This is a genomic window from Desulfovibrio sp. 6_1_46AFAA, from assembly GCF_000224635.1.
GTDB classification, from domain to species: Bacteria; Desulfobacterota; Desulfovibrionia; order Desulfovibrionales; family Desulfovibrionaceae; genus Desulfovibrio; species Desulfovibrio fairfieldensis.
Genome location: NZ_JH114301.1, coordinates 1 through 17,642, shown reverse-complemented (window position 1 = coordinate 17,642; position 17,642 = coordinate 1). Strand labels below are relative to the sequence as shown.

The 17,642-nt window shown below is 64.9% G+C and carries 11 protein-coding genes; 3 read left to right on the top strand and 8 right to left on the bottom strand.

Going from position 1 to position 17,642, the window contains the following annotated elements; all coding sequences use genetic code 11:
• Nucleotides 1-41: 41 nt before the first annotated feature.
• The 8 genes from HMPREF1022_RS03565 to HMPREF1022_RS03530 all read right to left on the bottom strand — a co-directional run bounded on the left by HMPREF1022_RS03565 (nucleotide 42) and on the right by HMPREF1022_RS03530 (nucleotide 11,431).
• A complete protein-coding gene (locus tag HMPREF1022_RS03565) occupies nucleotides 42-3,308 on the bottom strand; it encodes an efflux RND transporter permease subunit (protein ID WP_009301919.1) in 3,267 nt (1,088 codons plus the stop codon).
• Entirely contained in the window at nucleotides 3,305-6,472 is a 3,168-nt protein-coding gene (locus HMPREF1022_RS03560; protein WP_232221563.1) for an MdtB/MuxB family multidrug efflux RND transporter permease subunit, read from the bottom strand. The genes HMPREF1022_RS03565 and HMPREF1022_RS03560 overlap by 4 nt, the downstream gene beginning before the upstream one ends.
• 235 nt (nucleotides 6,473-6,707) lie before the next feature.
• Nucleotides 6,708-7,910 (bottom strand): MdtA/MuxA family multidrug efflux RND transporter periplasmic adaptor subunit, encoded by a 1,203-nt coding sequence (locus HMPREF1022_RS03555; protein ID WP_008685941.1) that lies wholly within the window; start codon nucleotides 7,908-7,910, stop codon nucleotides 6,708-6,710.
• Nucleotides 7,907-9,361 carry a sensor histidine kinase gene (locus HMPREF1022_RS03550; RefSeq protein WP_009301918.1) on the bottom strand — a complete coding sequence of 485 codons (1,455 nt, stop codon included), beginning with the start codon at nucleotides 9,359-9,361 and terminating at the stop codon, nucleotides 7,907-7,909. Before HMPREF1022_RS03550 ends, HMPREF1022_RS03555 begins: the two co-directional genes overlap by 4 nt.
• The gene (locus HMPREF1022_RS03545) at nucleotides 9,358-10,074 is read right to left on the bottom strand and encodes a response regulator transcription factor (RefSeq protein ID WP_008685952.1); all 717 of its coding nucleotides are present in this window, start codon (nucleotides 10,072-10,074) and stop codon (nucleotides 9,358-9,360) included. Before HMPREF1022_RS03545 ends, HMPREF1022_RS03550 begins: the two co-directional genes overlap by 4 nt.
• A gap of 65 nt (nucleotides 10,075-10,139) precedes the next feature.
• A complete protein-coding gene (locus HMPREF1022_RS03540) occupies nucleotides 10,140-10,493 on the bottom strand; it encodes a NirD/YgiW/YdeI family stress tolerance protein (RefSeq protein WP_009301917.1) in 354 nt (117 codons plus the stop codon).
• 107 nt (nucleotides 10,494-10,600) lie between these two features.
• A complete protein-coding gene (locus HMPREF1022_RS03535) occupies nucleotides 10,601-10,990 on the bottom strand; it encodes a NirD/YgiW/YdeI family stress tolerance protein (RefSeq protein WP_009301916.1) in 390 nt (129 codons plus the stop codon).
• A gap of 57 nt (nucleotides 10,991-11,047) precedes the next feature.
• Nucleotides 11,048-11,431 (bottom strand): NirD/YgiW/YdeI family stress tolerance protein, encoded by a 384-nt coding sequence (locus HMPREF1022_RS03530; RefSeq protein ID WP_009301915.1) that lies wholly within the window; start codon nucleotides 11,429-11,431, stop codon nucleotides 11,048-11,050.
• 158 nt (nucleotides 11,432-11,589) lie between these two features.
• Between HMPREF1022_RS03530 and HMPREF1022_RS03525 the strand changes: the two genes are divergently transcribed.
• From HMPREF1022_RS03525 to HMPREF1022_RS03515, 3 genes are all read left to right on the top strand, one after another.
• On the top strand, nucleotides 11,590-11,847 hold the full coding sequence (locus tag HMPREF1022_RS03525) for a hypothetical protein (RefSeq protein WP_009301914.1): 258 nt from the start codon (nucleotides 11,590-11,592) through the stop codon (nucleotides 11,845-11,847).
• A gap of 400 nt (nucleotides 11,848-12,247) precedes the next feature.
• Nucleotides 12,248-13,999, top strand: coding sequence for a ShlB/FhaC/HecB family hemolysin secretion/activation protein (locus HMPREF1022_RS03520; RefSeq protein ID WP_009301913.1), 1,752 nt, complete (start codon nucleotides 12,248-12,250; stop codon nucleotides 13,997-13,999).
• Between the two features lie 98 nt (nucleotides 14,000-14,097).
• The coding region (locus HMPREF1022_RS03515; RefSeq protein ID WP_009301912.1) for a two-partner secretion domain-containing protein at nucleotides 14,098-17,642 on the top strand (3,545 nt) is incomplete at its 3' end.

The window sequence follows — 17,642 nt, the reverse complement described above, 5'->3', positions numbered from 1 at the left end:
ATGTTTCTGAAAACTATACGGGATATCAGGGATAAATCAACTCAGGAACGGCGACTGAGCAAGGCCAGGCGCGCGGCTCTGGCATCGCCGTAGCGCAGCCGCCACCAGAAGCGCCGCGCGCGCAGGCGGGCGCGGTCCAGGCAGAGGTAGACCACGGGCGTGGTGTAGAGAGTCAGCAGCTGGCTGACCAACAGGCCGCCCACAATGGTGATGCCCAGAGGCTGGCGGATCTCCGCGCCGTCGCCCTGCCCCATGGCCAGGGGCACCGCGCCGAGAATGGCCGCCGCCGTGGTCATCATAATCGGCCGGAAGCGCAGCAGGCAGGCTTCGTAAATGGCCTTGTCCGGCGGCAGATGGCGGGTGCGGGAGGCCTCCAGGGCAAAGTCGATCATCATGATGGCATTCTTTTTGACGATGCCCGCCAGCAAAAGCACGCCGATCAGCGCGATGACGCTGAACTCCATTTTGAAAAGCATCAGGGCCAGCAGGGCCCCGCCGCCCGCCGAGGGAATGGTGGAAAGGATGGTCAGGGGGTGGATCAGGCTCTCGTAGAGCACGCCCAGCACAATGTACAGCGCGGCCAGGGCCGCCAGAATCAGAATGATCTGGCTGCTCATGGTGTCGCTGAATATCTTGGCCGTGCCCTGAAAACTGCCCACGATGGTGGAGGGCATGCCGATTTTGACCCGCGCCTCGGCAATGGCCGCCTGGGCCTGGGAAAGGGAGGCCCCCTGAGCCAGATTGAAGGAAATGGTCACGGCGGCGAACTGGCCCTGATGCGCCACGGAGAGCGGCGCGAAGGCCGGGCCCACGCCGGCCACGCTGAGCAGCGGCACCAGGCCGTCCTTGCCCGGCAGGCGCACCTTGTCCAGAGCCTGCGCGCCTTCCAGCCAGTCCGGCCCGTATTCCAGCACCACGCGGTACTGGTTTTTGTCCTGGTAGATGGTGGACACCTGGCGCTGCCCGAAGGCATTGTTCAGGGCCGCGTCCACATCCCGCATGGTCAGGCCCAGGCGGGCCAGAGCGTCGCGGTTCACCGTGAGCATGGTCTGGAGGCCGCGCTCCTCAATGTCGCTGTCCACGTCCTTGAACAGGGGCAGGGCCGCCAGGGCCTGCTGGAGGCGGCGGCCCCAGGTGCGCAGATCGTCCAGATTGTCGGCCTGCAGGGTATACTGGTACTGGGAGCGCGCGCTGCGCCCGCCCATCATGATGTCCTGGGCCGGTTGCAGGAAAATCTGCAGGCCCGGTTCGGATGAGAGTTTGCCGCGCAGCCGCCCGATGACCGCCTGGGCGCCGATTTTGCGCTCTTCCAGAGGCTTGAGCGAGATGAACACCCCGCCCCCGCCGCGCCCGCCGGAAATATGGGCCGAAACCTGTTCCACGGCCGGGTCCGCGCGGATCACGTCCACCAGCTTCGCCAGCTTGGTCTGCATGGCCTGAAAGGAAGCGCTCTGGTCCGCCCGGATGCCGCCCATGATCACGCCCGTGTCCTGCTGGGGGAAAAAGCCCTTGGGCACTATAACATACAGCCAGACATTTCCGGCAATGATCAGAAGCAGGGAAAGCATGGTCAGGCGCGGATGGCGCAGCACCACGGCCAGGCTGGCCGCGTAGCCGCGCTGCATGCCCGCCAGCATGGCCCCCCAGGCCTGCCCAACGCGGGTACACCACTGCCGCAGCGGTTTCAGAAAGCCGCCCCGGGCTTGCAGCAGGCGCTCCTTGCGCCGGGCCAGATCCGCGTCAAAAGGCCGCAGCAGCTTGGCGCACATCATGGGCGTGGTGGTCAGGGAAACCAGCATGGAGACCAGCACCGCCGTGGTGAGCACCACGGAAAACTCGCGGAACAGACGGCCCACAATGCCGCCCATGAACAGAATGGGCGTGAACACCGCCACCAGGGAAATGGAAATGGACACCACGGTGAAACCCACTTCGCGCGCGCCGCGCAGGGCCGCGCGCAGGGGGCTTTCGCCCATTTCCAGGCGGCGGACGATGTTTTCCAGCACCACGATGGCGTCGTCCACCACAAAGCCCGTGGACACGGTGAGCGCCATGAGCGAGAGGTTGTCCAAACTGTAGCCGCAGAGGTACATGACCCCGAAAGTGGCGATAAGCGAAACCGGCGCGGCCACGGCCGGAATGCTGGTGGCCCTGGCGTTGCGCAGGAACAGAAAGGTCACCAGCACCACCAGGCCCATGGCCAGCATGAGGCTTTTTTCCACTTCGCGCAAAGAGGCCCGGATAGTCAGGGAGCGGTCCATGCGCAATTCCAGATCCGCGCTTTCCGGCAGCCAGGAGCGCAGTTGCGGGATCATGGCCTTGACCCGGTCCACAGTCTCAATGATGTTGGCTCCGGGCGAGCGAAAGACGATCAGCAGGATGGCCGGTTTGCCGTTGGCCACGGCCATGTTGCGCACGTCCTGGGAAGAATCCTCCACGCGCGCCACATCCGAGAGCCGGATGGTTTTGCCGTCCTTCTGGGCCACAATCAGCGGTTTGTAGTCCTCGGCCTTTTGCAACTGGTCGTTGGCCCCCACCAGCCAGAAATTTTCTCCGTTTTCCAACATGCCCTTGGGCAAAAAGGCATTGGCCGCGGCCAGGGATTTGCGCACGTCCTCCATGCTCACGCCCGCGCGGTTCAGGGCGTCGGGGATGGCCTCCACCCGCACGGCGGGCAGGGCCCCGCCGCCCACGGTCACCTCGCCCACGCCGGGAATCTGCGAAATTTTCTGGGCCAGCACCGTGGAGGCCGCGTCGTACAACTGGGCGCGGGTCAGCACGTCCGAGGTGATAGACAGAATCATGATCGGCGCGCCCGAGGGATTGACCTTGCGGTAGGATGGGTTGGACGGCATGGTCGGCAGGGTGGAGCGGGCCGCGTTGATGGCCCCCTGCACGTCGCGAGCCGCGCCGTCGATATCCCGGTCCAGATCAAATTGCAAAATCACATTGCTGGAACCCAGGCTGCTGGAGGAGGTCATTTCCGTGACCCCGGCGATGCGCCCCAGGGCCCGCTCCAGCGGCGTGGCCACGGTGGCGGCCATGGTTTCCGGGCTGGCGCCGGGCATGCGCGCGCGCACCACCACCACGGGAAAGTCCACTTCCGGCAGCGGGGCCACGGGCAGCAGGCCGAAGGCCACCATACCGGCCAGGGCAATGGCGATGGTCAGCAGTGTGGTGGCCACGGGCCGCCGGATAAAGGGCGCGGAAATATTCAGGGGAATGAATTCCGGCCCGAAACGGCGGCGCTTTTCCGTGCCCGTCCCGCCGCCTTTGTCCGACGCGCCGGGCTTGCCGGACGCGCTCATGCGCCCTCCTCCGCCCGCGTGTCCCCTGTTCCCGATTCCCTGGAATCCGTGGACTCCGAGGATTCCGTGCCGCGCGTGGATGTATGGCGCAGGCGCAGGCTCATACGGTCGAACCAGAGATAGATCACCGGCGTGGTGAACAGGGTCAGCACCTGGCTGACGACCAGGCCGCCCACCATGGTCACGCCCAGAGGCCGCCGCAGCTCCGCGCCCATGCCCCAGCCGATCATCAGGGGCAGGGCCCCCAGCAGGGCGGCCATGGTGGTCATCAGAATGGGCCGCAGGCGCAGCAGGCAGGCTTGGCGGATAGCCGCCAGTGGCGGCTTGCCCTCCTTGCGCTCGGCCTCCAGGGCGAAATCGATCATCATGATGGCGTTTTTCTTGACGATGCCGATGAGCAGGATAATGCCGATAATGCCCACCACGCCCAGTTCCATGTCCGCCAGCATCAGGGCCAGCAGGGCCCCCACTCCGGCCGAGGGCAGGGTGGAAAGGATGGTCACCGGGTGGATGTAGCTCTCATAGAGCACGCCCAGCACTATATACATGGTCACGATGGCCGCCAGGATCAGCCAGATCTGGTTGTCCGTGGAGGACAAAAAAGCCTGGGCCGCGCCTTGGAACTGGGTGCGCAGGGCCGGGGGCAGGCCCAGCTCCTTTTCCACGGCCAGAACCGCGTTCACGGCCGCGCCCAGCGAGGAGTCATGGGCCACGTTGAAGGAGATGGTGGCCACCGGGAACTGACCCTGGCGCGCCACGGAAAGCTGGGCCGGGCGTTCCTCCAGAGTGGCGATGCTGGTCAGGGGCACGGGATCGCCCGTGGAGCCGCGCACGTGGATATTCTCAATGGCGGCCGGGCCCAGACGGAAGCGCGGGGCCACTTCCAGCACCACCTTGTACTGGTTGGTCTGGGTGAAGATGGTGGAAATCAGGCGCTGGCCCAGAGCGTCGTACAGGGCGTTGTCGATGTCCGACATGCTGATGCCCAGCCGCCCGGCCGCGTCGCGGTTGATGTTCAGCCAGGCCATGCGCCCCGGCTTCTGGAGGTCGCTGGTCACGTGCTCCAGTTCGGGCCGCTCGGACAATGCCCGCACCACGCGCGGCACCCATTCCTGCAACTGCTCGCGGCTCAGGGCTTCAACAGTGAACTGGTACTGGGTGCGCGAGACGCGGTCCTCAATGGTCAGATCCTGCACGGGCTGCATGTAGAGGGTCAGCCCCGGCAGGCTCGCGGCCCGCTCCATGAGGCGCTTGGCAATGGCCGGGGCGCGGGCGTCGCGTTCGGACAGGGGCTTGAGTTCCACGGTCAGGCGCGAGGTGCCCAGGCTCTGGTTGATGCCGTCCACGCCCACGAAAAAAACCACGCTTTCCACGGCCGGGTCCTGCAGGATCAGATCCGCCAGTTGGTGCTGCCGCTCGGCCATGGCCGTGAAGGACGTGTCCTGCGGGGCCTCGGCAATGCCCTGAATCACGCCCGTGTCCTGCACCGGGAAGAAGCCCTTGGGCACCACGATGTACAGCACGACCGTGAGCGCCAGCGTGCCCAGGGCCACGCCCAGGGTCAGGCGCTGATGGGCGAAGACCCAGTCCAGCCTGTGCTCGTACCAGAGAAGCAGGCGGCTGAAGAAACGGCCCTCTTCCTTTTTCCCGGCGTGGCGCTCGGGCCGGAGCATGACCGCGCAGAGCATGGGCGTGAGCGTGAGGGAGATCACCGCCGAGATCAATATGGTCACGGCCAGGGTCACGGCGAATTCGCGGAACAGCCGCCCGGCCACGTCGCCCATGAACAGCAGCGGAATGAGCACGGCCACCAGGGAGATGGTCAGGGAGATGATGGTGAAGCCGATCTGACCCGCGCCCTTGAGCGCGGCCTGCAGGGGTCGCTCGCCCTGCTCCAGGTAGCGGGAAATGTTTTCAATGACCACAATGGCGTCGTCCACCACAAAGCCGGTGGCGATGACCAGGGCCATGAGCGTGAGGTTATTCAGGGAAAATCCGGCCAGATACATGACGCCCAGCGAACCCACCAAGGAAAGCGGCACGGCCAGGGCCGGGATAATGGTGGCCTCCACATTGCGCAGGAAGAGCCAGATGACCCAGATGACCAGGGCCACGGCCAGGAGCAGTTCCAGCTGCACGTCGTGCACCGTGGCGCGGATGGTGGTGGTGCGGTCCGTGACCACGCGCACTTCCACATTGCCGGGCAGGGTCTGTTGCAGCACGGGCAGCAGGCGGGTCACGCTGTCGGCCACATTGATGACGTTAGCCCCGGGCTGGCGCTGCACCGAGAGCACTATGGCCGGGCGAAAGGCGTCTTTGCCGTCCGCGCCCGCCGAGGCCACATAGGCGGCCAGGCGCGCGTTTTCCGCGCCTTCCAGCACGTCGGCCACATCCTTGAGGCGCAGCGGCGCGCCGTCCTTGTAACCGATGATGGTCCGGGCATATTCCTGCGCCGAGGAGAGCTGGTCGTTGGCGTCAATGGTGCTGGCCCGCTCCGGCCCGTCAAAACTCCCCTTGGCGTCGTTGACGTTGGCCGAGGCAATGGCCGAGCGCACGTCGGCCAGGGTCAGGCCCGCCCCGGCCAGGGCCTTGGGATTGACCTGCACGCGCACGGCCGGGCGCTGCCCGCCGGACAGCGTGACCAGGCCCACGCCGGGCAGTTGCGAAATCTTCTGGGCCAGACGGGTGTCCACCAGGTCTTCCAGGCGGGTCAGGGGCATGGCGTCGCTGGTCACGGCCAGGGTGACGATGGGCGGGTCCGCCGGATTGACCTTGTTGTAGACCGGCGGATTGGGCAGGTCGTTGGGCAGCAGATTGTCCGCCGCGTTGATGGCCGCCTGCACCTCCTGCTCGGCCACGTCCAGGGCGATGGAAAGGTCGAATTGCAGGGTGATGACCGAGGCCCCGGCCGAGGACAGGGAACTCATCTGCACCAGGCCGGGCATGATCCCGAACTGGCGTTCCAGCGGGGCCGTGACCACCGCCGCGATGACGTCCGGCGACGCGCCGGGATAGAGGGTCTGCACCTGAATGGTGGGGTAGTCGATCTGCGGCAGGGCCGCCACCGGCAGGGAACGGTAGGCCAGCAGGCCCGAGAGCAGCAGGGCCACCATCAACAGGGAGGTGGCGATGGGGCGGAGAATGAAGATGCGGGAGAGGTTCATGGTATATGCACCTTGCCCGCTCAAAAGAAGAACGGGCTTGTCGTTCAGATAGTCTTCCTTCCGCCCTGCGGGCACGGGATTCTCCGCTCCGCTCGAGCTTGGGCCGCCTATCGTTGCTGTCTTCATCCGTAAGGCGGCCAAAACGCCGGGAGGCGTTAAGTCTCTATGCCCGCAGGGCACACAAAACGTCACCCGTGTGACAAGCCCCTAAAAACTGATCAGCGACAGCCGCAAGCTACTCCACGGCTTCCGCCTTCGGCGTCTCCACGGTCGCCGCCACCTTGACCGTGATACCGTCGCGCAGGCGGTCCAGGCCGTCCACCACCACCACTTCCCCGGCCTTCAGGCCCTTGTCGATGACCGTGAGCCGGTCCGTGCTGATGCCCGGCGTCACCTCGCGCACATGGGCGATTTTGTCGCCCTTGTCGTCCTTGCTCACCACATAGACATACGAACCGCGCGAGCCCAGTTGCACCGCCGAAGCCGGAATGGTCACGGCGTCCTTGAGCATCCGGACCATCAGCCGGGCATTGACGAACTGGTTGGGATAGAGCGCGCCGTCCTGATTGGGAAAACGGGCCTTGAGCTTGACCGTGCCCGTGGCCGCGTCGATCTGGTTGTCCAGGGACAGCAGGCTGCCCACGGCCAACAGATGTTTCTGCTCCCTGTCCCAGGCCTGCACGGGCAGGGGCGGCAGAGAGGGATTTTCCTCACGCTCGCGCAGGGCCCGCGCCACCAGGGGCACCTGGCTCTCGGGCAGCGTGAAAAGCACGTCACAGGGGCTGACCTCGGTGATGCGCACCAGGCCGTCGCTGTCCGAACTCTTGATCTGATTGCCCTCGTCCACGTTGCGCAGGCCCAGCCGCCCGCCCACGGGCGCGGTGATCCGGCTGTAGTCCAGTTGCAGGCGGGCCGAGTCCACCGCGGCCTTGTCCGCCTCCACCGTGCCTTCATACTGGCGCACCAGGGCGCGCTGGGTCTCATACTGCTGGGCCGCGATAAAGTCGCCCTTGGCCAGCTTGGCATAGCGCGCCAGGTCGCGGCGGGCGTTGTCCAACTGGGCCTGGTCCTTGGCAAGATTGCCCTGGGCCTCGTCCAGCGCGGCCTGGAAGGGCCGGGGGTCGATTTCCGCCAGCAAATCCCCGGCCTTCACGCGCTGCCCTTCCTGAAAGTGCAGGCGGACCAGTTGCCCGTCCACCCGGCTTTTGACCAGCACGTCACTGGAAGGGATCACCGTGCCCAGACCGTTGAGAAAATGCGGCACGTTCTGAGCCAGAGCCGTGGCCACGCGCACCGGCGGCGCGTCCATGCTCATGCCGGGCCGGGCGCCGCCGCCCGCGAAAAACAGACGCCAGATGATCAGCGCGGCCGCCAGGGCCAGCGCCAGCCAGATGTATATGCGACGGCGGCCCGTAGTGCGTTGAGCCCATGCCTTCACTTTCTGTCTCCTTCTTCAGCGCGCAACGGCGGAAAAAACACACGAAACATGCTTTCTTCCTTTGGCGCGACCCTGTCCCGTTCCAGCCGCCAGCCCAGATGCTCGCAGGCCCGCAACGCCAGGGAGAGCCCCAGGCCGCTGCCCGCCGAACCGGCGGCGCGTTCGTGCCCGGACCGGGCCGGATCACCGGCACAGTTCGCTTGCGGGCCGCGCACGCCGCGCGCGAAAATATCCAGATCTCCGGGAATGCGCCCGCTGTTGCGGACCTCCAGCATTTCCGGCGTCAAACGCAGATAAACGCGGCCATTTTCCGTATAGCGACAAGCATTGTCCAGCAAATTCTTGAACACAATGGCCGCCAGTTCCTTCTGGCCCACGGCCTGGACGCCGTCCGCCACATCCGCGAAAAGCAACGCCGGACCACCGTCCACCGGCAGGGACGCGGCACCCCGCTCGCCCCCGCCTTTTTCCGGCCCGTCCGCCTCCGGCCCGGCCAAACGCAGCAGCCCGCCGCGCTCGCCCCCCCGGATCAGGCCCCGCATCTGCCCGCTGAGATCCAGGGGCCCGCGTTCAATATCTTCGGGCCGCCGGGCCAGCAGCAAGAGCGTGCGCACCGTGGCGGACATGCGCGTCGTGGTGCGCGAAAGCCGCTCCACCACGGCCATGAGTTCCGCGTTGCCGGATGTCTCGGACAGAGCCGCCAGACGCAGTTCCAGAATTTCCAGACCGCCCTGCATGACCGTGAGCGGCGTGCGCAGTTCATGGCTTACGTCGCCGGTGAAAAAACTCTCCCGCCGCACGAAATGCTGCAAATCCGCCTCCCGCGCGGCCAGAGCGCGGGCCAGCACGCCCACCTCGTCCTCCAGCCCCAGGATATCCGGCGGCACGGGCGTGACCGCGGCGGGGTCCCGAGGATCGCGGCTCTCCACCGCGCCGGTCAGGCGACTGAGCGGACGGGTGAGCCTGCGGGAAAGCAGCACGGCCAGCAGCACGGCCACGGCCAGCCCGGCGGCTGCGCAGAGCAGCAGCAGCCCGCCCAGACGGGCCTTCAGGGCCTGGAACGCGCCGGTCCGGCCGCTCAGGGCGTAGACCACGCCGTTGCGCCGGACCAGGAGGACAAATTCCTCCATCTGTTTGAAGAAATGCAGGCCGTCGGGCAATTCCTCCCAGGCCGGGGGAATCTGCTTGCCCACCAGAAAACGCCAGTGCATGGCCGCTGCCAGATCCTCGCCGTAATAGAGATTGCGGCGGCCCCGGTCCTCGGCTTCCCAGGCGCGCCGTTCGGCTTCGATAAGCGCCTCCATGACGGGCCGGGCATGCCAGCTCACCAGATACGCACCCAGCCGGTCATAGGAAAACAGGCCCACCAGGCCCAGGGTCAGGCCCATGCCCAGCGCCAGCAGCACAAAGGCCGCCAGCATGCGCCGACGGATGCTGGCCCCCTGCCTCACGCCTGAGTCTCCCCGGCGAGGCTCAGGCGGTAACCCACATGCGGCACGGTTTGCAGCAGGGGCACGGCAAAGGGCTTGTCCAGCTCGCGCCGCAGCTCATGGATATGGGTGCGCAACGCGCTGCCTTCCGGCGCTTCGTCGCCCCAGAGCAGGTGTTCCAGGGTCTCGCGCCGGACCAGAGCCGGGGCCGAGCGGATCAGTTCGGCCAGGATGCGGAAGCCCGAAGGGCTCAGGCGCAGCTCACGGCCCTGGCGCACGGCCCGGTGCTCGGCATTGTTCAGACTGAGATCGGCAAAGGTCCAGACGCCCGCTTCCGCCGCCGGACCGCCGCCCACGGCGTTCAGACGGCCCCGCCGCAGCAGGGCCCGGATGCGGGCCTCAAGTTCCTTGAGGGCAAAAGGCTTGACCAGGTAATCATCGGCCCCGGCCTCCAGGCCGCGTACCCGGTCGGCCACGGTGTCGCGGGCCGTGAGCATCAGCACGGGCACAGCGGAATGGTGTTCCTCGCGCAGGTTCCGGCACAGGCTCACGCCGTCCAGTCCGGGCAGCATGACGTCCAGCACAATGCAGTCAAAACGCCCTTCCAGGGCCATGCTCAGGCCGGTCCGGCCGTGACGGGCGCAATCCAGCTCATAGCCCAGGGGTTCCAGGTAGGCATAGAGATTGGCCAGGATGTCCTCATTGTCTTCAATGAGCAGAAGGGAGACGGGCATGACGCACCTGCGGCGAAGTTAGAGCAAGGTAACTTTTCAAAGTTAATCCGCTCCGGACCGTCAGCTTAGTCGATGAGGGCCAGGGCGTCCACTTCCACTTCATTGGAGCGCTTGCGGCTCCAATTCACATGGCCCATAAGACGCACCCGGTCGTGCGGCGTGATCGTGAGGTGGCCGAAAATGTCATTCTCGATCTCCACCACCACGCGGCCGCTTCCGTCACCGAACAGGTACCTGTTTTTGCGGAAGGGGATTTTTTCCAAAATATGCCCTTCCAGCACGCAGGGGGCATCGTCCTGGGCGTCCAGCACATCCGCGGCCCGGGTCACCGTGGGCGAGACGCCCGGCCCCTCAAAACCGGCGGCGCGCACAGGAACGGCAACGCACAGGAAGAAAAGCAGCAATGCCAATACACGCATGGGCATACTCCGGGCAAAGCCGGGGCGGGATAAGCCCGCCCCGCGTTCCGCCGTTCTTTTAGAGCAGATTTACTTTGAAGTTGTGCCAATTTCAAAGTTGAAATGCTTTACTTCAGGATTTCCAGAACCTTCACGTCAATCTTGACGGGCTCCATCATGTCCTTGTCCACCTTGCCGGAAAGGCGCACCTTGGTCTGCGGGGTCACGGTACGGCCCGCGAAAATCTCGTGGTCGATATCCACGATGATCTGACCCGTAGCGTCCTTGAACAGATATTTGTCGTCGCTGCCGGCCAGGCGTTCCACAATGTTGCCGGTGAGCACCACGGGCGCGTCGTCCCAGGAACTCTGAGCCTTTTTCACCGTATCGGCCTGCACGCCGCCGGTGGGACCCTGGAAGCCGCCCATGCTCTGACCGCCGGAATTAGGGCCTTCGAACGCCGCATAGGCGGGAACGGCAAGCACGGCCAGCATGACGAAGGTAAGCAGATAACGCATAGTTTCCTCCATATTTTGTTTGACAGGTTTTAAGTATATTGTCGGCGGGGAGAGAGCCTACTGCAACAGTTGCAGCACCTTCACGTCCACCCGCAACGGTTTGTTGGGATACTTCTTCAGCTTGCCGAACAGACGGACATTACTCTCGGGGGTGATGTCCCGCCCGGCGAAAACCTTGTGGTCAATCTCCACCATGATCTTGCCGCTTTCGTCCTGAAACAGGTATTTGTCGTCCTTGCCGGCCACGCGTTCCACAACATGTCCGGTCAGCACCACCGGAGTTTTGTTGGGAGCAACCAGGGCCTTGGCAACAGTGTCTGTGCTCACGGTCCCGCCGGGGCCCTGAAAGCCGCCGCCGGGCAGGGCCGGGGCCGCCGTCTCAGCCGCGTATACGGGAACCGCCAGCATGACCGCCAGCGCCAGGAAAAGTAGATAACGCATAGTTTCCTCCTGCGGTGCGGGCTTGCTTCTCGGCAACATCCGTTGCCGCCCGCGAAAATACTCTGCTCCGGCAGGCGTCAGCAAAGCGTCAGCACGCGGCGTCCCGAGGCGGGAATGCGCCCTTGTGGAGCCGGGGCAAAACTGCTATCGTCCCCGGCATGAAAGAGCTTGATCCGCATACTATCCGTCCCTGCCTCGCCTGCGGGGGCACCAATGCCCATCTGGAATCCATGTTGCCGCCGGGCCGTCGGCAGGAAGTCTGGCGCGTGGTCTGCGCCTGCGGCCAGACTTCGCAGCAGTGGTCGGTTTCCCAAGGAGCGGCCATCCGCGCCTGGAACCGCAACCTGGCCCAGGAAAACGATCTGGCCTCTCTGTCCAAGGAGCGCATGACGCCCCAGAGCCATCTGAAGAGCTAGCCCGGCCTCCCCTCTTTTTCGGATTTTTCCGCCCCGCAGCGCCGCCATAAAACGAATGGCCGCATGCTGTGTCTTTTTTTATTTCTCTCGCCTGCCGGATGCGCAGGCGGGGCCGCCAGCCCCGCCGCGTCCTCAATCCGTCGCAAGAGCCCGGCCTTTTTGCCGGGCTTTCTGACGCACTTCCTTCCATTGCATAGTAAAATCACCCGTTATTTCGCGATGTTCCCTGTTTTCCAGAGCCTCTTTACGGCTGGGAAAAGAACAACGCCCCGCGCCAGCTCTCAGACAACAGTAGTCGAGGTGGCCTTGTAACCTGTCATGATAATTAGATTTTACAGCATGAAAAACCAAAATTATTCACCTATATTTACATTTATTTTCATACCCATTAAATAGAATCATGAATAAAATTCTGCTTGCCGCAGCTGTTTTGGCCGCGCTGGCGTCGCAGCTTTTCCCGGCATCAGCTATCCAGGCCGCCGGACCCGTTGCGCCGTTCGATCTGCCCGCCCGCGCGGCCCAGCCATATGAGCAGCGCCTGCGTGAACAGGAGGCCCGGCAGCGTCAACAGTTGCTGACGCCGCCGCCGGAAACGGAGAGCGCGCCCAAAGGAACCGAGACGCTGCGTCCCGGTGGCCCCTGCGTGACGATACGCTCTATCCGGGTGGAGGGCGCGCGCCTGCTGTCCGACGCGCAAACGCGCAAACTGGTGTCCCCGTATGAGGGCCAGTGCCTGAACCTGGACGGCATCAACGCGGTGCTGCAAAGCCTGACCAACGCCTATGTGGAGCGCGGCTACGTCACCTCCCGGGCGGTTCTGGGCCCGCAGGATCTCAACCGGGGCGTGCTGGTCATCAAAATTATCGAGGGCCGGGTGGAAAGCGTGGGGCCGGACGCGGCCTCCACCATGCAGCCAAAACAGTTTCTGACCATCTTTCCCGGCGTCAAGGGCTCGGTGCTGCAATTGCGCGATATCGAGCAGGGCCTGGACCAGCTCAACCGCCTGCCCTCCAACAACGCCACCATGCGCATCGAACCCGGCGCGGAAGCGGGCTCCAGCCGGGTGCTGATCAACAACGTGCAGAAACGCACCTGGCGGCTTTCCGCCGGGGTGGACAACCTGGGGCAGGAAACCACGGGCCTTACCGAGTACACCCTCGGTTTTGAAAAAGACAACTTCCTGGGCTGCAACGACCAGTTCGCCCTGTACTGGACAAGCTCCATGCCGCGCATTGCCGGGCAGTTCGGCAATCCCTGGGAGGGATACAGCGACAGCATTTCCGGCCTGTTTTCCGTGCCGTTCGGCTACTGGCTGTTGAGCGGCAGCGTCAGCCGTTTCAATTACACCACGCAGATTTACGGCCTGAATCAGGCCTACACCAGCAGCGGCACCACCACGGCGGCCCGCCTGGCCCTGGACAGGGTGATCTGGCGCGATGCGGCGAGCAAACTTTCGCTGGGAACATTCATTCAGTACCGGGACGTGGTCAACCGTTTTGAGGACGTGCGCCTGGCGGCCAGCAGCTACCGCCTGACCACCAGCGGCCTGGCCGCCAGCTACGTGCGCCGGATGCTGGGCGGCGTGCTGACCCTCCAGGCCGAGCAGATCTGGGGCCTGCCCACCATGTCCTGGAGCGTGCCCGGCCCCATCGGCTCCACCACGCCGCACACCAATTTCAGCAAAACCACGGGCACGCTGGGCTGGTACCGCCCGTTCAACGTGGGAGAACAGCAGTGGGCCTGGTCGCTCTCGGCATACGGGCAGACCAGCGAACAGACCATGTACGGCTCCGAGCGGTTGTACCTGGGCTCTTCCTACACGGTGCGCGGCTTCAAGGAGACGCCCGTGGGCGGGGATTGCGGCGGCTACGTGCGCAATGAGCTGGCCTGGACCGTGCCGGAGCAATGGCTGGGCCCGCTCAAAAAAGCGCCTCTCGGCCAGGTGCGGCTTTTCGCGGCCTATGATTACGGCGGCATCGCCCGTGACGGCAAAGATCCCTACGAATGGGGCGAAATGCACGGCATGGCGCTGGGGCTGCGCACCAGCGGGGATTTTTCGGTGCAGGCGGCCTGGTCGCACCCGTTGGGCGCGCCGGATTATGTCAAGGAGCGGGACGACGTCTGGTACCTGACCCTGCGATACACATTCTGACACACAATCTTCCGCCGCGTCGGCCCCCAATTCCGGCGCGCGGGGCGTAAAGCGCTCAGGGCAAGGAGCGCGTTTTGCCGGGCTCACGGGAGGGAATCATGAAGAGGAAAGGGGAAGCGCGCAATGTCCTGCTGTGCGCCGTGCTTGCGGCGCAGTTGATCCTTTTGCCCGTACTGGGAGCCAACGTCCGGGCCGCCGGTGTGACGCCGGACCCCAACGCGGCGGCCAACAAGCGCCCGAGCATGGAAACCGCGCCCAACGGCGTGCCGGTGGTCAACATCACGGCGGCCAACAGCTCGGGGCTGTCGCACAACCAGTACCATGATTTCAACGTCCACCAGCAGGGCCTGATCCTGAACAACAGCAGCGGGGCCGCCAATTCGCAGCTCGGCGGCATTGTGGCGGGCAATCCCAACTTCCACGGCAACCGTGGGGCCGAGGCGCGCACCATCCTCAATGAGGTGACCAGCGCCAACCGCTCGCGCATTGAAGGCTATATCGAAGTCAACGGCCGGGCGGCGGACGTGATTCTGGCCAACCCCAACGGCGTGACGGTCAACGGCGGCGGCTTCATCAACGTGCCGCGCGCCACCATCACCACGGGCAAGCCGGAGGTGGACCCCGGCGGCGCGTTGCGCGGCTATGAGGTGCGCCAGGGCGACATCCGCATTGAAGGTGCGGGCATCAACGCCGACAACACGGACGCCTTTACCCTGCTGGCGCGCACGGCCCATGTGGAAGCCCAGGTGCGCGCCAGCAGCCTGGCCGTGGTCACGGGCAAAAACAGCGTGGCCGCCGACGGCACGGTGACGCCCCTGGCCGATCCCTCCCCTGCCCCGGCTGATCCCGGCGATCCCTCCCTGCCCCCCGCCGCCGAGGAAAAACCGGAAGTGGGCATTGACTCCTCGGCCCTGGGCGGCATGTACGCCAACCGCATTACCCTTATCGCCACGGAAAAGGGCGTGGGCGTGAACCTGGAAGGCACGGTGCAGAGCGCGGACCAGATGGTGATCACCGCCGACGGCAAGCTGCGCCTGCGCGAGGCCATCTCGGGCGGCGACGCGGTGCTGGCCGGCAAGGGGGATATCGAACTGACCGGAGCCACCGTCACGGCGGCGCGTGACCTGTCGGTGACGGCTGACAACCTGCGCCTGGAAAAGGGCGTGTTTGAACCGCAATATGAAGCCCGCAAGGCCAAAAAACAGGCCGGAAGCGTAACCGCCGGTGCGGCTTCCGCACCGGCGTCGGGTCTGACAGACCCGACGCCCGAGCCGGAACCGGAAAAATCCTCCCTGCTCTATGCAGGAGGCGACATGCTGCTGACCACCGCGCGCGAACTGCTCAACGAGCAGAGCGAAATCCGCGCCGAAGGTAGTCTGCGCATCGCCGACGCGGACGGCCAGGGCAACAACAGCGTGCGCAATTCCTCGGGCACCATGGCGGCCGGCAAAGATTTGTCCATCAGTGCCAAGACGCTGGAAAACACGCGCTCCATCCTGAACATCCGTCGAGATGCCAGCAGTTGGCACGTGCGCTCCTGGGACGACAACTTCCGTTGGGGCGACCGCAAGGAAAAATGGTGGGACTATCACGAGCTGAACGCCGCCCAGGACAGCCTGATTGAAGCCACTATGGCCTCAGTCATCAGCGCGGGCGGCAATATCAGCATTACTGTGGACAATTTTCTGAACTCCGCCAGCCATGTGGCGGCGGGCAAGGACCTGGATATCTTCGCCGTCACCAGTCTGCGCAATCAAAGCTACGCCCTGTACAAGAGCGAGTATGAGCACGTCAGTTACTGCCACGACGATGAGGACGGCGATCTGGACCACTACCACGATCCCCAGACCTTTGTCAGGCGCGAGGTGCTGACGCCCTACTCCGCCTCGCTCACCGCCGGAGATACCCTGACCATCACAGGCGCGGCCCTGCAAAACCTCGCCGACGTCAGCTATGCCGTGCCCCTGACCAACAAGGATCCGGCCTCGCTGGAAGAAGCCGTCACCGTCTTGAGCGACAGCGCGTTGTTCCATACGGTGAGCGGCCCCGGCCATCATTACCTTATTGAAACCAACCCCATGTTCACGAATATGGGCCTTTTTTACGGTTCGGAGTATTTCCTGAGCCGCATCGGCCTGGACCAGGACCGCCAGCAGGTGGTCCTGCTGGGCGACGCCTTTTATGAAACGCGCCTTGTGCAGCAGCAGATTCTGGACGCCACGGGCCAACGCTTCCTCAGCGGCTACAGCTCGGACGCGGACCAGATGCGCGGGCTCATGGACAATGCCGTGGCCCAGGCCAGCGAACTCAAACTGGCGGCGGGCGTGGCCCTCACGTCCACTCAGGTGGCCGCGCTCACCGACGACATCGTCTGGCTGGTGGAGCAGGAAGTCAACGGCCGGAAAGTCATGGTGCCCCAGGTCTACCTGGCGTCCAATTCCAAAAACGCGGTCCTCACGGGCGGCTCGCTGGTGGCCGCCAACAATGTCAGCATCACCGCAGGCACCGCGACCAACAGCGGCTCCACCATCCGTGGCAACAATTTCTCTATGCTTGCCGACAACATCAACAATACGGGCGGCGGCGTCCTGACCGGCGGCGCTGTGCACCTGGCCGCCACTCAGGACATTCGCAACAGCGGTTCCACCATCAGCGGCAACAACGTGGCTCTGGCCGCCGGGCGCGACATCGTGAATGAGGCGCGCATCGTGGGCGGAAACGGCGTCACCCGCCTGGGCGAGACCGGCGGCATTGCCGCCGCCGACGGCCTGCAGATGCTCGCCGGGCGCGACGTGACCCTGGCCGGTTCCCAACTGGCCGCCGGAGGCGACGCCCGGGTCAGCGCGGGCCGCGACGTGAACGTGACCACCGTGACCACAGGCTCTTCCTTCCACGGCTATCACCTGGATGAAGACATCACCACCCACCACGGCTCCAGCGTGGTCGTGGGCGGCAATCTGCAAATGACCGCCGGAAACGACCTCACCGTGGCGGGCTCCGGCGTGGCCGCCGGGGGCGACGCCACCCTGGCCGCCGGGCGCAACCTCTCGGTCACGGCGGTGCAGGACGTTTTCAAGCAGGAAATCCGGGGTTCCAGCTCCAACGGCCTGCTGGGCTCATCCTCCTCGCGCCGCAATGAGGAACGCGTTACCAGCAAAGCCGCCACGGTCACGGCGGGCGGCAACCTGAATCTCCTGGCCGGGGCTTCCATTTCCGGCGCGCCCGCGCAGACCGGCCATGCTTCGGTGGTGGGCTCCAACCTGGCCAGCGTCAAGGACCTTACCGTGGCCGCCAGCGGCAACGTCAACGTGGCCTCGGCCCAGGACACCTACTTTTACAGTTATTCCAAATCCTCCACCGGCGCGCTGGGACTGAGTTCCTCGTCCAAAAAGGAAGGTAAGGCCACCGTGACTCAGGTGGAATCCAACCTCATCGGCCGGAATGTCACCCTGGACGCAGGCAAGAGCGTCAGCGTCACGGCCTCCAACCTGGCCGCCGTGGACAATATCAACCTCACGGCCCGCGACGGCGACGTGGCCGTTGTGGACGGCAAAAACCAGTCCACGTCCTGGTATTACAAAAAGCAGACCGGCTTCGGCCTGGGCGGGGGCGGCTCCTTTACGAGCTTCTACGGCACCGAGGG

What these genes read in the sequence shown, in the direction of transcription:
- HMPREF1022_RS03565 (WP_009301919.1), bottom strand. Translation starts at nt 3,308, where the DNA reads ATGAGCGCGTCCGGCAAGCCCGGCGCGTCGGACAAAGGCGGCGGGACG.
- HMPREF1022_RS03560 (WP_232221563.1), bottom strand. Translation starts at nt 6,472, where the DNA reads ATGAACCTCTCCCGCATCTTCATTCTCCGCCCCATCGCCACCTCCCTG.
- HMPREF1022_RS03545 (WP_008685952.1), bottom strand. Translation starts at nt 10,074, where the DNA reads ATGCCCGTCTCCCTTCTGCTCATTGAAGACAATGAGGACATCCTGGCC.
- HMPREF1022_RS03540 (WP_009301917.1), bottom strand. Translation starts at nt 10,493, where the DNA reads ATGCGTGTATTGGCATTGCTGCTTTTCTTCCTGTGCGTTGCCGTTCCT.
- HMPREF1022_RS03535 (WP_009301916.1), bottom strand. Translation starts at nt 10,990, where the DNA reads ATGCGTTATCTGCTTACCTTCGTCATGCTGGCCGTGCTTGCCGTTCCC.
- HMPREF1022_RS03530 (WP_009301915.1), bottom strand. Translation starts at nt 11,431, where the DNA reads ATGCGTTATCTACTTTTCCTGGCGCTGGCGGTCATGCTGGCGGTTCCC.
- HMPREF1022_RS03525 (WP_009301914.1), top strand. Translation starts at nt 11,590, where the DNA reads ATGAAAGAGCTTGATCCGCATACTATCCGTCCCTGCCTCGCCTGCGGG.
- HMPREF1022_RS03520 (WP_009301913.1), top strand. Translation starts at nt 12,248, where the DNA reads ATGAATAAAATTCTGCTTGCCGCAGCTGTTTTGGCCGCGCTGGCGTCG.